At 69.6% G+C, this 13593-nt stretch carries 9 protein-coding genes; 2 read left to right on the top strand and 7 right to left on the bottom strand.

The genetic code is table 11. The features are described from left to right. Positions 1-148: 148 nt before the first annotated feature. The 3 genes from CEP17_RS11095 to CEP17_RS11085 are packed head-to-tail and all read right to left on the bottom strand — an operon-like array spanning position 149 to position 4186. Positions 149-2497, bottom strand: a complete 2349-nt coding sequence (locus tag CEP17_RS11095) for an excinuclease ABC subunit UvrA (protein ID WP_112932279.1) — start codon at positions 2495-2497, stop codon at positions 149-151. A gap of 60 nt (positions 2498-2557) precedes the next feature. After that, a complete protein-coding gene (locus CEP17_RS11090; protein WP_112932278.1) occupies positions 2558-3136 on the bottom strand; it encodes a DNA-3-methyladenine glycosylase I in 579 nt (192 codons plus the stop codon). A gap of 9 nt (positions 3137-3145) precedes the next feature. After that, positions 3146-4186: a DUF1731 domain-containing protein gene (locus CEP17_RS11085; RefSeq protein WP_112932277.1), complete on the bottom strand. Its 1041-nt coding sequence runs from the start codon at positions 4184-4186 to the stop codon at positions 3146-3148. A gap of 41 nt (positions 4187-4227) precedes the next feature. Here CEP17_RS11085 and CEP17_RS11080 point away from each other — a divergent pair, with 41 nt between their 5' ends. Continuing rightward, complete coding sequence (locus CEP17_RS11080; protein WP_112932276.1) at positions 4228-4827, top strand: DUF4166 domain-containing protein; 600 nt, start codon at positions 4228-4230, stop codon at positions 4825-4827. Between the two features lie 24 nt (positions 4828-4851). Here CEP17_RS11080 and CEP17_RS11075 read toward each other — a convergent pair whose 3' ends face one another. The 3 genes from CEP17_RS11075 to CEP17_RS11065 all read right to left on the bottom strand — a co-directional run bounded on the left by CEP17_RS11075 (position 4852) and on the right by CEP17_RS11065 (position 10678). Continuing rightward, positions 4852-6957 (bottom strand): acyl-CoA dehydrogenase, encoded by a 2106-nt coding sequence (locus CEP17_RS11075; RefSeq protein ID WP_112932275.1) that lies wholly within the window; start codon positions 6955-6957, stop codon positions 4852-4854. Positions 6958-7124: 167 nt separating this feature from the next. Continuing rightward, a complete protein-coding gene (locus CEP17_RS11070) occupies positions 7125-8606 on the bottom strand; it encodes an MFS transporter (RefSeq protein WP_112932274.1) in 1482 nt (493 codons plus the stop codon). Between the two features lie 284 nt (positions 8607-8890). After that, positions 8891-10678, bottom strand: coding sequence for a glycoside hydrolase family 3 N-terminal domain-containing protein (locus CEP17_RS11065; protein WP_112932273.1), 1788 nt, complete (start codon positions 10676-10678; stop codon positions 8891-8893). 129 nt (positions 10679-10807) lie between these two features. Between CEP17_RS11065 and CEP17_RS11060 the strand changes: the two genes are divergently transcribed. After that, a complete protein-coding gene (locus CEP17_RS11060) occupies positions 10808-12088 on the top strand; it encodes a TetR/AcrR family transcriptional regulator (RefSeq protein WP_112932272.1) in 1281 nt (426 codons plus the stop codon). A gap of 155 nt (positions 12089-12243) precedes the next feature. Here the strand turns inward: CEP17_RS11060 and CEP17_RS11055 are convergent, their stop codons facing one another. Further along, on the bottom strand, positions 12244-13578 hold the full coding sequence (locus CEP17_RS11055) for a CotH kinase family protein (RefSeq protein WP_112932271.1): 1335 nt from the start codon (positions 13576-13578) through the stop codon (positions 12244-12246). Positions 13579-13593 lie beyond the last annotated feature (15 nt).

Here is a 13593-nt window from a genome sequence, read left to right as displayed (position 1 = left end):
GCTCCCCTCCGGGCTCGTATTCATTTGCGTGGCGTCGGGACCTGTTGCTGAAGCAGGCGCACACGTCGTGCAGACCCGGATAGCCTACGTCACGAAATCAACGGCTGCGTGCCCTTGCACATGGGGAGAACTACCCACTATTGGATCGTCATGCTCCGACGTAGGTAGCCAGATGACGAGCCGTGAGCGTCTCACCCGTGGCTACCAGGTCCTCAGGTGTTCCCGCGAACACGACTCGACCACCCTCGCGACCGGCGCCCGGACCGACGTCGATGATCCAATCGGCGTGCGCCATGACCGCCTGGTGGTGCTCGATCGCGATCACCGAGTTGCCGGCATCCACGAGACGATCCAGCAACGCGAGCAGGTTGTCGACGTCGGCGAGGTGCAGGCCGGTCGTCGGCTCGTCGAGAACGTACACGGCGCCGGGCTTGGCCATCGCGATCGCGAGCTTCAGACGCTGCCGCTCGCCGCCTGACAGCGAGGAGAGCGACTGGCCCAGCGTCGTGTAGCCCAGCCCGACGTCGATCATCCGTCGCAGGACCGCGTGGGCCGGCCCCGTGCCGACGAACGGGGCAGCCTCGTCGGCCGACATCGCCAGCACCTCCGCGATCGTCTTGCCCTGCCACCGGTACTCGAGCACGGTGTCGCTGAACCCGCTGCCGCCGCACAGCTCGCAGCGGGTCTCGACACTCTGTGTGAACCCGAGATTGGTGATGATGACACCGAGGCCTCGACACGCGGGGCAGGCGCCTTCGGAGTTGGCGCTGAACAATCCGGGCTTGACGCCGTTCGCCTTCGCGAACGCGGTGCGGATCGCATCCAGCACACCGGTGTAGGTCGCCGGACTCGAACGGCGCGAGCCTTTGATGGCCGTCTGGTCGACGACGACGACGTCGTCGAACGCCGGCAGGCTGCCGTGGATGAGCGACGACTTGCCCGATCCCGCGACTCCCGTGACGACGGTGAGGATGCCGAGAGGCACGTCGACGTCCACGGAACGCAGGTTGTGCAGATTTGCGCCGCGGATCTGGAGTGCGCCGCGCGCCGTGCGCGTCGCAGTCTTGAGTCGCGCACGGTGATCGAGGTGGGTGCCGGTGAGCGTTCCCGAGGCACGAAGCCCCGCGACGTCGCCCTCGTACACGATGCGTCCACCGGCGCGGCCGGCACCGGGTCCGAGGTCGACGACGTGGTCGGCGATGGCGACGACCTCGGGCTTGTGCTCGACGACGAGAACCGTGTTGCCCTTGTCACGCAGGAGCAGGAGCAGGTCGTTCATCCGCTGGATGTCGTGCGGGTGCAGGCCCGTGGTGGGTTCGTCGAAGACGTACGTGACATCGGTGAGACTCGAGCCGAGGTGGCGGATCATCTTGGTCCGCTGGGCCTCGCCTCCCGACAGTGTGCCGCTGGCGCGATCGAGCGACAGGTAGCCGAGGCCGATCGCGACGAAGGAGTCGAGCGTCTGACGCAGGCCCGCGACGAGCGGGGCCACCGAGGCATCGGTGATGGAGGCGACCCACTCCGCGAGCTCGGTGATCTGCATGGCCGCCGCGTCCGCGATGCTGACCCCGGCGATGGTCGACGACCGGGCTCCGTCATTGAGGCGCGTACCGCCGCAGGCGGTGCACGGCATGAACTTCACCGCGCGGTCGACGAAACTGCGCACGTGCGGCTGGAGACTGTCGCGATCCTTCTGCAGGATCGACTTCGTGATCTTGAGGATGAGTCCTTCGTAGGTCATGTTGATGCCGGCGACCTTGACCTTCGTCTGCTCCTTGTAGAGCAGGTCGTTCAGCTGCGTCGCGGTGAACTGCGCGATGGGCTCGTCGGGCGGGAAGAAACCGGACTCGCTGTACCCCTTCACCATCCAACCGTCGGGCGTGTAGCCGGGCACGCGAATGGCTCCGTCGCGCAAAGACAGCGAGCGGTCGAGCACCTCGTCGATGTCGATCTCGCTCGCCTGCCCCAGGCCCTCGCACGCCGCGCACATCCCGCCCGTGATCTCGAATCGGCGGTGCTGCGTCGTGGACGCGCCCGCCGCGACCGTGAGGGATCCCGATCCGGATGCGGATGGCACGTTGAAGGAGAACGCCTGCGGCGAACCGATGTGCGGATGGCCGATGCGGCTGTACAGCACCCGCAGCATCGCGTGGACATCGGTCGCCGTCCCGACGGTCGAGCGTGCGTTCGCGCCCATACGCTCCTGGTCGACGACGATCGCCGGACTGATGTTCTCGAGCCCGTCGACCTCGGGCCGGTTCACCTGGCCCATGAACTGCTGCACGAACGTCGGATAGGTCTCGTTGATCAGCCGCTGCGACTCGGCCGCGATGGTCCCGAAGACGAGACTCGACTTGCCCGAACCGCTGACGCCGGTGAAGACCGTGAGCCGACGCTTCGGGATCTCCACGTCGACGCCCTGCAGATTGTTCTCGCGTGCGCCCACGACGCGGATGAGGCCGTGGGAGTCGGCGACGTGTTCGGATGCCGGTGTCATGGCGACAGTCTGCCGCGAGGGTGCGACGTCGCACAGCCCCGCGTCGACCCGCTCGCGCGTTCACACCGCGCGATGACACCCCGCGAGGTGATCGTCGACCATCCCGGCCGACTGCATGAGTGCGTACATCGTCGTCGATCCCACGAAGCGGAAGCCGGCGCTGCGCAGCGCCTTCGAGAGGGCATCGGATGCCGCCGTCACGGCCGGCACGTCGGCGAACGCGACCGGACGCTCGCTCTCGGCCCGCACCGGCGGCGCGAACGACCACATGAGATCGTCGAGCGCACCCGGCTCCATCTCCCGCACGAGTCGTGCGTTGCCGATGGTCGCGAGGATCTTCGCGCGGTTGCGGATGATCCCGGCATCCGCCATCAGCCGCTCGACATCGTCCTCGTCGAACTCCGCGACCACGGCGGGCTGGAAGTTTGCGAACACCTCGCGGAATCGGGGGCGCTTCCGCAGGATCGTGATCCACGACAGCCCCGCCTGGAAGCCCTCGAGGCTCATCTTCTCGAAGAGGGCGCGGTCGCCGTGCAGGGGACGACCCCACTCCTCGTCGTGATAGCGCCGGTACTCCGGGTCGTCGCCCACCCAGCCACACCGGAGCAGGCCGTCCGGGCCTTCGCGCAGATCATCCACCCGGTCAGGCTAACCGCGGGCGCCGACATCCCCGGCGACGCCGGCGCGGGCGCCGCGCGGGGCGGCTGATGCGAGACTCGCCCGCAGCGCCTCCTCCAGGTCACGGTGCGCGAAGACGAACCCGGCCGCGGTCAGCCGCTCGGGGACGACCCAGCGGCTCTTCAGCACGAGCTCCGGCTCGGTGCGCAGCAGCCACATCGCCGGCTCCAGCATCCAGCGGAAGGCGGGCACCCCGAAGGGAGCGCCGACGATGCGCCGCAGTGTGCGCATGAGCGTGCGGTTGTCGGAGGCCTGCGGCGCGACGACGTTGACGACGCCGGCCAGCTCGTCACGCTCGATCAGAAAGTGCATCGCGGCCACGACGTCGTCGATGTGCACCCAGCTGAAGCGCTGGCGTCCGCGGGTGCGGTGGTGCGGCGCGCGACCATCGCCGCTCGGATGCGGCCCGATGCCGCGGTAGCGGCGGTGCTGCAGCCACCAGCCGTCGCGCTGAGATCCGCCGAGGCCGAGACGGGCGAGCGTCGTCAGCATCCGGGTGGCGGGGCCGTCGCCCAGCACGATCGCCATCCGCATCGCGACACGGCGCGTCTGCGGAAGCTCTCCCGCGAAAAGCTCGTGCTCCCACGCCCGCGCCACGTCGACGGAGAATCCCGTGCCGAGCTCGCCGGCATGCTCGGTGTGCGGGGCATTGGTGCGGTGCCGGTAGATCGTGGCGGTGGACGCGTTCAGCCACACGGCCGGAGGCGACGACGCCGCCGCGATCGCCGTCCGCAGGGCGCGCGTCGTCTCGATGCGTGAGCGCAGGATCTCGTCGCGGTTGCGGTCGGTGTAGCGGCAATTGACCGACTTCCCCGCCAGGTTCACGACGACCTCGGCTCCCTCGACCGCTCTGACGAGTGCGGCGGCGTCGTTCCAGGCCACCCCGGTGGTGCGACCGACGACCGTGACCTCGTCGCCACGAGCGCGCAACGACGCGACGGCGGCCCTCCCGATGAAGCCCGACGCCCCGGCGACGACGACGCGCCGCCGTGTCTGCTCGTGCACCGGCATTCCCTTTCTGAACGTGTTCAAAACAAGATACCCTCGGAGGCATGAGCGCGTCCAGTGACACGTCGGTCTATCAGAAGGTGCTCGGTCTGCGCTTCGCCGACCTCGACCCACGCCTACGCGTCTACTTCGGACCGATCCCCCCGGGCGCGGTCGGCGCCGGCGAAGGCACCTTCGAGGTCGCCGGAGCGAGGATCGCGCTCCTGCGACCCGTCTTCGTCGTCCTGGCATGGCGGCGCGTGCTGTTTCCCGAGAACGAGCAGGAGGTGCCGTTCTCGGTACGCAACGAGCGCGGGCCCGACGGGACCCTGCGCGCCGTCCGCACCTTCCGGTTTCGCAGACGCGAGCGCGTCATGCTCGACAGCATGCAGGCCGTCGAGGGCGCGATCGTCGACCGGCTCGGGCGACGGGGAGGGTTGGAGGTGCGCCTCACTGCCGCCGTGATCGATGGCGGCCTTCGGCTGCGCTCGGATCGACTCGCCTGGCGGATCGCCGGCCGGCGCATCCCCCTGCCGCCGTTCGCCCAGGTCGTCGTCGATGAACGGATCACCGACGGCCTGCAGCGAGTGGATGCCGTCGTGCGACTGCGCGGAATCGGCACGGCGTTCCGCTACCGCGGCAGCTTCACCTACGAACGCCGGTGAGGCGCGCACCCTCCGCGGCGCTACCTACTTCTTCTTGAGCGACTTCTCCGAGACGGGCGCCTCGCCGGCGGCGGCGAGATCGGCGTAGTAGGCCCGCGCCTCGCGCTGGCGCTCCTGCTCGGCACCGGAGGCGATGGGTGCGCGGACGTGCTCAGGCTCGAAGGCGAACGCGTCGACGAGATCCTGCGCGTGCGGGCGCAGCCGCAGCAGCAGGCGGTCGATGTACTTCGAGACGGATGCCGCGCGCTGTGCCGACAGTCGGCCGTTGATGAGGTACCAGGCGAGGTGCTTCTCGATGAGGTGCAGGCCGAACAGATCGCGCAGCCACCCCAGCACCTGCGCCGTGCCGGGATCGGAGATACCGGCGATGCCGTCGCTGAACGCCTCCCACTGCAGCAGCTCGCCGTGTGCCCGCGCCGCCTCGATCAGCTCGGCCTGATTCGCATTGAAGATCGCCGCCGCCTCGGCGGGCGACGCCTTGGATGCCGGGCGCAGCCGCCCGGCGATGTCTTCGATCATCTGCCGCACGCGCTCCGCGAGCAGCTCGTGCTGCTGCTCGGCCCGCAGCCCGAGCTCGACCGAGCGCGCGGTGGAGCCGAAGTCGGTGACGGCCTGACCGAGCTGGCGCAGCCCCGCCCCGTGGAACACCTTGCCGGCGGTCTGCTTCGCGGCGAAGGACGCGAGCTTCGCGGCATCCGCGCCCTTGAACTGCTTCGCGAAGTCGTTGAGCAGGCGCTTGCCGACCAGCTGGAGCAGGACGTTGTTATCGCCCTCGAAGGTGACGTAGACGTCGAGGTCGTGGTGCAGCCCGACGAGACGGTTGTCGGCCATGAAGCCCGAGCCTCCGCAGGCCTCGCGGCATTCCTGGATGGTGTCGAGAGCGTTCCACGTGGACAGCGGCTTCAGCGCGGCGGCGAGGGTCTCGAGGTTCTCGCGCTCGTCGGGGGTGTCGGTGCGTCCGCTGAAGACGCCGTCGAAGGTGCGCAGCAGCTCGTCGTTCGCGAAGAACTGCGCGTACACCTGCGCCAGTCGGGGCAGCAGGCGCCGCTGGTGCTTGCCGTAATCCAGCAGCACCACCTCGTCGCTGCCCGACCCTGAGTCGAACTGGCGACGCTGACCGGCGTAGGTGATCGCGATGTGCAGCGCGAGCGCGGTCGCGGTCGTCGCCGCGCCGTCGAGCGAGACCCGGCCCTGCACGAGCGCGCCGAGCATGGTGAAGAAGCGGCGCCCGGGGACCGGGATGTCGGAGCTGTAGGTGCCGTCGGCGGCGACGTCGCCGTAGCGGTTCAGGAGGTTGAATCTCGGGACGCGAACGTGGTCGAACGCCAGCCGTCCGTTGTCGATGCCGTTGAGCCCGCCCTTGACGCCGTCGTCCTCGCTCTGCACGCCCGGCAGCATGTTGCCCTCGTCGTCGCGGATGGGGACGAAGAAGCAGTGCACGCCGTAGTTGACGCCCCCGGTGATGAGCTGGGCGAACACGGTCGCGGCCCGACCGTGCACGGCGGCGTTGCCGAGGTAGTCCTTCCACGCGCCGCGGAACGGCGTGTTGATGACGAACTCCTCGGTCTCCGGGTCGTAGGTGGCGGTCGTGCCGATGGCGGCGACGTCGGAGCCATGTCCGATCTCGGTCATCGCGAACGCACCCGGCAGCGTCAGTTCGATCACGTCGCGCAGCCACGCATCGTGGTGCTTCTCGGTTCCGAGCTGGTAGATCGCGGAGCCGAACAGGCCCCACTGCACACCCGACTTGATCTGCAGCGACGGGTCGGCCAGAACGAGCTCCATGAATCCGGCGAGGTTCGCGCCGTTGTCCTCGAGGCCGCCGTACTTCTTCGGGAACGCGCGCCGCGACCCGTTGTTGTCGACGAGGGTCTGCAGCTGGCCGAACACGCGTTCGCGGTGGTCGGCGACCGACAGCCCCTCGATCTTCCAGAGCGCCGGGTCCTTGATCATCTCGCGAGCCTCGCGGCGGGTCTGCGCCCACGTTCCCAGCAGCAGATCGGTGACGGTGTCGACGTGGATGCGCGGCTCGTGGGCCTCTGCGGCGGTGTGCGCCGCGGTCGGGGCCCCGCCGGCGGGCGTTCGCGTGTTCGTGGCGGGCTTCTTCGGACGGACGGCGGCGTCGGTCATCGGCGTACCTTTCGACAGCGGACAGGAAGACTCACGCTCGACGCTAGGAGCGCGCCGGGGGCCTCGCAAAACGCTTGCGCGCTGCCCACAAAGCGGCGTGCCCCAGCGGCATCCTCACCTGTATGAGACCCACACCCACGTTTGGTGAGACTGAGTTCCACCGTGATTCATCGCGTCGGCCCTCCGTCGCCCGCACGGACCCCGCCGTCGGGACCCTCGACGAGCGACAAGGGGTCGGCGATGTCCTCAAGCGACTTGCCCGCCGCGCTGATGCCGAACACACCGGCGATCACACCGCCGAACATCATCACCGCGGCGCCCAGCACGTACCCCCAGAACAGCGGTCCGCGGTCGGTGCCGTCGCCGACCAGCGCGCCGTAGAGCGCGGGGGCGACCGCGCCGACCAGCTGCCCGATCGAGAAGACGTACGAGATCACCTGGCTGCGAAGCTCCAGCGGGAAGATCTCGCTCACCGTGAGGTAGGCCGCGGAGGCACCCGCCGACGCGAAGAAGAACGAGGCGCACCAGAAGGCCGTGTGCGTGGCCGCGTTGAGGACCCCCGCGTTGAAGAGGAAGGCGCTCACCAGCAGGATGAGCCCGGCGAGCACATACGTGCCGAACAGCATGCGGCGCCGTCCCCAGGTGTCGAAGAAGTGACCGAGAAGAAGGGCCCCCGACAGGTTGCCGATGGCGAAGACGATGAAGTAGGTGGATGCCGCGGCGGGAGGCGTGTCGTAGAAGTTCTCGAGCACGAGCGCGTAGGTGAAGAAGATCGCGTTGTAGAGGAACGACTGCGTGACCATCATCGTCACGCCCACCAGCGTGCGACGCGGATACTTCTGGAAGAGCACCTTCGCGATCGTGAGGAACGGCACCCGGCCGTACTCCTTGACGACAATCGCCTTGGACTCGTCGACGGGAGGCAGATCCTTGCCCTCGCGGCGGATGCGCTCCTCGATGCCGTCGACCGTGCGCTCCGCGGCATCCTCCTGCCCGTGCGTCATCTGCCAGCGGGGGCTCTCGGGGATGTGGCGACGCAGCCAGATGATCAAGAGGCCCAGGAGCGGTCCGAGAAAGAAGCTGAGCCGCCAGCCGATGTCCTGCGGAAGGATGTCGGTGTTGAGGAAGAACACGTTCGCCACGGCGCCGAGGGCCGCCCCACCCCAGTAGGTGCCGTTGATCGCGATGTCGACCCGGCCGCGGTACTTCGACGGGATGATCTCGTCGATCGCCGAGTTGATCGCCGCGTACTCCCCGCCGATGCCGGCTCCCGCGATGAAGCGGAAGACGTAGAAGAACCACGGCGCGAAGGCGAGCCCGGCCATGGCGCTGCCGACGAGGTAGATCGCGAGCGAGAGGATGAACAGTTTCTTGCGCCCGAGCCGGTCAGTCAGCCGGCCGAAGACGAGGGCGCCGGTGACCTGGCCGAGCAGGTAGAACGTGCCCGCAAGGCCGACCTGGAACGAGTCCATCCCGAGGGTCTGGGCGTACCCGTTGGCCGCGACGATCTGCACCTCGAGGCCGTCGAGCACCCACGAGAAGCCGAGGCCGACGACGATCATCCAGTGGAAACGGGCCCAGGGCAGCCGGTCCATCCGCGCGGGCACGAGCGAACGCACCTCTTTGACCTGCATCTTCGACGACGCCATCGCAGTTCCTCTCCGGCGCGCGACCTCGCGTACGCCGGGCACAGTTCTACTCCTGCGCGCACCGTCGGCGCCTCCGCTTGACGCGGGGCGATCGCGGGGGTAACGCGCGTGAGCGTGGCAGCCGCCTGGCGGGCGCGCGGAGGGCCGCGGCGCCGCAGCGGATGCGGATCACGCGCACAGAATCGGATGCCGTGCGCGGCGGCATCCGATTCTGTTGCGCGGGCCCGAATCCGATGTGGGAACGGGGTCAGGATCCGGGGTCAGCGCCCGGGTGGGATCCGGGGTCAGAGCTCGAGGCCGTGACCGAAGCGGAAGAGGGGGTCGGCGGTGTCGAACGGGACGTCGGGACGTGAGGCCTCGACCGCGGCCATCGAACGAGGGAGATCGAACGGGAGCTTTCCGCGCGCCGACGCGCGACCCGAGAGCACGTCGAACAGGGCGGCGGCACCGGCGCCCCAGTTCGCGGTGAGGCTCACGCCGAGCTCGGCGAAGGGTGTGAGGATCGCGGGACGATCGAGGAAGACGTCGACCACGGTGGGCACCACTGCCGCGACCTCGGCGACGTGCGCGACCACCTCGGCAGGGAAGTCGAGCGAACCGGCGTGGAAGAAGTTCTCGAACGCCGATCCTCGCTGTTCGTAGGGCGCCTGAAGCCGCAGCACCGCGACGTCGGCCTCCGCGGGGGTTGCGACGAGCTCGCCATAGGCGGCCGCGACGGCTGCATCCACCCCCTCGACGTAGAGCTTGACGCCGCCGGCGAAGGGCACGGATGCCGTCGCGGACAGCACCGCGATCGAGGCGCGCTGCGCAGCCTCGCCCGCGGCACGGAATGCGGCGGAGCCGACGATCGCGTCGGCCGCCTCGGCATCCACGAACGGGTCGTCGAAGAGCCCCAGGACGAACTTCTCGCGCAGCAGGCGTCGCGCCGACACATCGAGGCGCGCGTCGGACACGACACCGTCGGCCACGAGCTGCACCAGGATCTCGGTGCAGCGCTCACCGCCGAACTGGTCGGCCCCGGCATCCAGGATCTTCGCCATGCGCTCGGCGGGCGTGAGGTGCTCCACCCCCCACGCGCGGGCCGGGAAGGGCGTGCCCATGATGTCGCTGTCGGTGATGAGGCCCCAATCGGTGCAGACGACGCCGTCGAAACCGAAGCGCTGGCGGAGCAGGCCCGTGAGCACGCTCTTGTTGAAACCGAAGCCGACCTCTTCGTAGGGGGTGCCGATCGGCATGCCGTAGTACGGCATGACCTGGCGCACGCCGGCGTCGAAGGCGGCCGCGAAGGGCGTCAGGTGCAGCTCGAATGCATCACCGGGGTAGACCTGCTCACGGCCGTACGCGAAGTGGGGGTCCTCGCCGTCCTTCTGCGGCCCGCCGCCGGGGAAGTGCTTGACCATGGTCGACACCGAGCCGGGCCCGAACGTCTCGCCCTGGAATCCGCGGATGTAGGCGGCGCCGAGGCGCGCCGACAGCTCGGCGTCCTCTCCGAACGTCTGCAGCTGGCGCGCCCAACGCGGCTCGGTCGCCAGATCGACCTGCGGGTGCAGGGCGACACGGATGCCGACGGCGGTGTACTCCTGCCGGGCGATGTCGCCGAAGCTGCGCACGAGATCCTCGTCGCGGGTCGCGGCGAGCCCCAGCGCGTCAGGCCACTGCGAGAACGGACCGGCGTGCATCGCCGCACCGGGGTTGTCGGTGAACGAGTGGCGGGGGTCGGTGGACAGCGACACCGGGATGCCGAGCCGGGTCGAGGCTGCGAGCTCCTGCAGCCGGTTGTGCCAGCGTGCGATGTCGCCCGCCGAGGGCGCGGCGCCCAGGAGGTTGAAATGCGTCATGTGGCGCTCGCGCACGTACTCCTCGGTGGACGGGAGCCCGAACGCGGGGTCGCCGCCGGAGAGCTCTCCGTCGGGGCCGATCGTGATCATCGTCTGGAAGAACAGGCCCGCCTTCTCCTCCACCGTCATCTCGGCCAGCAGCAGGTCCACACGCTCGTCGACGGAGAGCGTCGCGTCGAGCCAGGGGCGGGCGCCGACGTCGGGGAGGGCCGGGGCGGATGACAGCTCTGTCATGGAGGGGTCCTTTCACGGCGACGCACGGATCCGGTGCGCCTCTGTGCCGACCGTACACGAAACCCGACCGATTGGTAACTCTTTCCGGCGGGCGCCGCAGGCCGGGGTTAGGGTGAGCGGGGAGGCAGGATGGCGACGGCAGTGGCGCGAACACGCAATGCTGCGGCGACGCGCGCGCGCATCGTCGAGGCCGCGCGTGAGGTCTTCATCTCTCGCGGGTATCGTGCGGCGTCGCTGCGCGATGTCGCGACCGCGGCGGGCATCAGCCACCCGGGGCTTCTGAAGCACTTCGCGACGAAGGACATGCTCCTCGCCGCCGTCGTCGCCGGGTTCGACCGATCGACCGAGACGGCTCTCGCCGACCACGACGGCGCGCGCGAGGCCGGCGCGCTGCTCTTCTCGTCGGTCGCGGCGAGGAACGCGACGATCGAGGGCTATCTCGCGCTGTATGCGGCGCTCGTCGGCGAGGGCTCCACCCGCGGACACCCCGCGCACGCGGCGATGCGCGAGCGCTACCGTCGACTGCGCGCGGTGTTCGTCGCGCAGCTGTCCGCGGCCCGCACCGTCGGCGCGGTGCATCCCGGCCGCGACGTGGGCGGCGAGGCCGTCCGCATCGCGGCGGTCTGGGACGGCCTGCAGCTGCTTCAGCTCTATCTGCCCCGGCGCGTGGATCTCGTGTCGCTGCTCACCGACATGCAGGAGATGCTGGTCGCAGCCCCCGGCGCGCCCGGTCCGGCGCAACGCGACGGGGGTGAGGATGCCGCGGCATCCGCCCGTCCCGCGCCCTGGCCGACGCTCGATCTCGTCGACGAAGAGCCCGAGACGACGGAGGGCTACCGCGTCGGGCGCGAGCGGCGATCTCGGATCGTGCGCGACGCGACGGCGCTGTTCGCCCGGGATGGGTACGCCGACACCAGCCTGCGAGAGATCGCCGAGCGCGTGGGGGTGTCGAAGTCGGCCCTGCTGCACCACTACCCGTCGAAGGATGCGCTGCTGCGCGCCGTGCTGGCCGAGCGCGATCGCGCCATTTCGGTGTCACCGCCGGCGCACGCCCAGCGCGCTGCCGATGCGCTGCGGGACCTGCCGCGCAACGCTGCGATCAATGCGGCGTCCGCGCCCGGACTCATCGAGGTGTACGCGGTGCTCTCGTGCGAGGCACTGCCGCCCGCCCATCCGGCGCACGACTACTTCACGCAGCGCTTCGCCGCCACGATCGACCATTTCACCGCCGTCCTCCGCGCGGCGCAGCAGGACGGCGACCTGCCGGCCCACCGCGATCCCGCCCGCGAGGCGATCCGGCTCGTCGCACTGTGGGACGGCTTGCAGTACCAGTGGCTGTACGACCGCGAGAGCGTGGACGTGGCCGCAGAGCTCGCCGCCCACCTCGACGACATCCTCCCCCGGCGCTGATCGGCCACCGGAGGCCGCAGATGGCGGCGCCAGCGGCTCGCATCGGATTCGGAGCCTGGCAACGGATGCGGACGGGGGATGCCGCGGCATCCGCATCCGTTGTCCCTCTCCGTATCCGGTCGCCGCTGCCGAGGCGTGCCGCCCGTCCCGCGCTGTCACTGCACCGCGGCGAGCACGGCCGTCGCCTCGGATGCGACCGTGGCGGGCTCGACCAGGTCACCCGCCTGAGCGTTCAGCAACGCCGCCCACCTCTCGACGGACGATGCCAGGGCACCGGAGGAGACGAGGGACTGCTCGAGCGCCGTCTTCTGGTCGGCGATCGCCTGCGCCCAGGCGCTGTTGGCCTCGAAGGCCGCCACCAGAGGGTTGTCGCGCGACATCGCCCCACCGCCGCCGGCTCCTGCACCGACGCCGCCCCCGCGCTGTCCCGCCCCGGGCGCGCCACCCCCGGGCGCGCCCCCACCCCCGCCGGCACCGCCGCCGGTGTTCTGGACGCCGAATGCCAGGTTGTGATCCCACGCGACAACCATGAACTTCTGGGTCGCAGAGTCCCAGAACAGGTAGGCGTTGTTACCCGGGCCCGAGATGTCATCGAAGTTGTCGATCACGTCCTCGAACGCGAGATAGGTCGCGAACGCGTCGACGTCCAGCATCGTCGGCAGCTTCTGAGCGATCTCGTCCGCGGTGCCGTTGTTGACCAGATCAAGCAGAGCGATCAGCGGTGCCTCATCGTCGGCTCCCGCCTCGATGTCGAAGGAGTCGCTGTAGTCCGCGTCGGCTCCGAGCCAGTCCCAACTGCCGTCCGCAGTGGCCTTGTACAGCACCGAGCCATCACCGGCATCCGGGAAGTTCTCGCTCACCCACGCGTCGTCGAGCGCCTGGATGCTCAGCCGCAAGACCTCCCCGCCGCCGTTCACCGAGAAGCGGGTCGCGGCCGCCTTCTCGGAGGCCAGGCCGACGGTGGTCAGGCCGTCCAACGCCGCGGCCTCGTTCAGCGACGTCGCGGAGCTGTTCGCACGCACCGTGAAGTCGGAGACGCCGTCCGCATTCTGTCCGTCGACGAACTTGTCCAGCCGGATGCGCCACGGCAGCATCGCGGGGTCGCTGGAGGTGGTGACCCCCTTCAACGTCGAGTTGCCCTTGAGCTTGATGCCGACGTTGTCGTAGGTCACGCCGTCGATGGTCACGCTCGCGGTGAGCCAGGCCTTATCTCCCGTGGAGAGATAGTCCGAGATCATCGCCGAGAGGGCATCCGCATCGACGGTGATCGCCACGGTGTGCACGGCGGAGGTGTCCCACAGCGCGCTCGTCGCGTCGGCGCTCGATGTGGCAGACGTTGCCGACGCCGACGAGCTCGCATCGACCGACATCATGGTCGAGGCCGGCGCCGCGAGCGATCCGCACCCGGCGAGGGCCACGACCGTGGCGAAGGCGATCAGCGGCGCGGCGATCGGAAGGGACAGTCGGGGGCGGCGTGAGGACTCGGACATACGCAGAGTGCACCG

This window comes from Microbacterium sp. PM5 (assembly GCF_003293595.1).
GTDB lineage: Bacteria > Actinomycetota > Actinomycetes > Actinomycetales > Microbacteriaceae > Microbacterium.
The sequence above is the reverse complement of the archived record's forward strand: the minus strand, read 5'-3'. Positions and strand labels throughout refer to the sequence as shown.

Excerpts from the sequence above, each read along its gene's own strand:
- CEP17_RS11095 (WP_112932279.1), bottom strand. The coding sequence starts at position 2,497 with ATGACACCGGCATCCGAACACGTCGCCGACTCCCACGGCCTCATCCGC.
- CEP17_RS11085 (WP_112932277.1), bottom strand. The coding sequence starts at position 4,186 with ATGCCGGTGCACGAGCAGACACGGCGGCGCGTCGTCGTCGCCGGGGCG.
- CEP17_RS11080 (WP_112932276.1), top strand. The coding sequence starts at position 4,228 with ATGAGCGCGTCCAGTGACACGTCGGTCTATCAGAAGGTGCTCGGTCTG.
- CEP17_RS11075 (WP_112932275.1), bottom strand. The coding sequence starts at position 6,957 with ATGACCGACGCCGCCGTCCGTCCGAAGAAGCCCGCCACGAACACGCGA.
- CEP17_RS11070 (WP_112932274.1), bottom strand. The coding sequence starts at position 8,606 with ATGGCGTCGTCGAAGATGCAGGTCAAAGAGGTGCGTTCGCTCGTGCCC.
- CEP17_RS11065 (WP_112932273.1), bottom strand. The coding sequence starts at position 10,678 with ATGACAGAGCTGTCATCCGCCCCGGCCCTCCCCGACGTCGGCGCCCGC.
- CEP17_RS11060 (WP_112932272.1), top strand. The coding sequence starts at position 10,808 with ATGGCGACGGCAGTGGCGCGAACACGCAATGCTGCGGCGACGCGCGCG.
- CEP17_RS11055 (WP_112932271.1), bottom strand. The coding sequence starts at position 13,578 with ATGTCCGAGTCCTCACGCCGCCCCCGACTGTCCCTTCCGATCGCCGCG.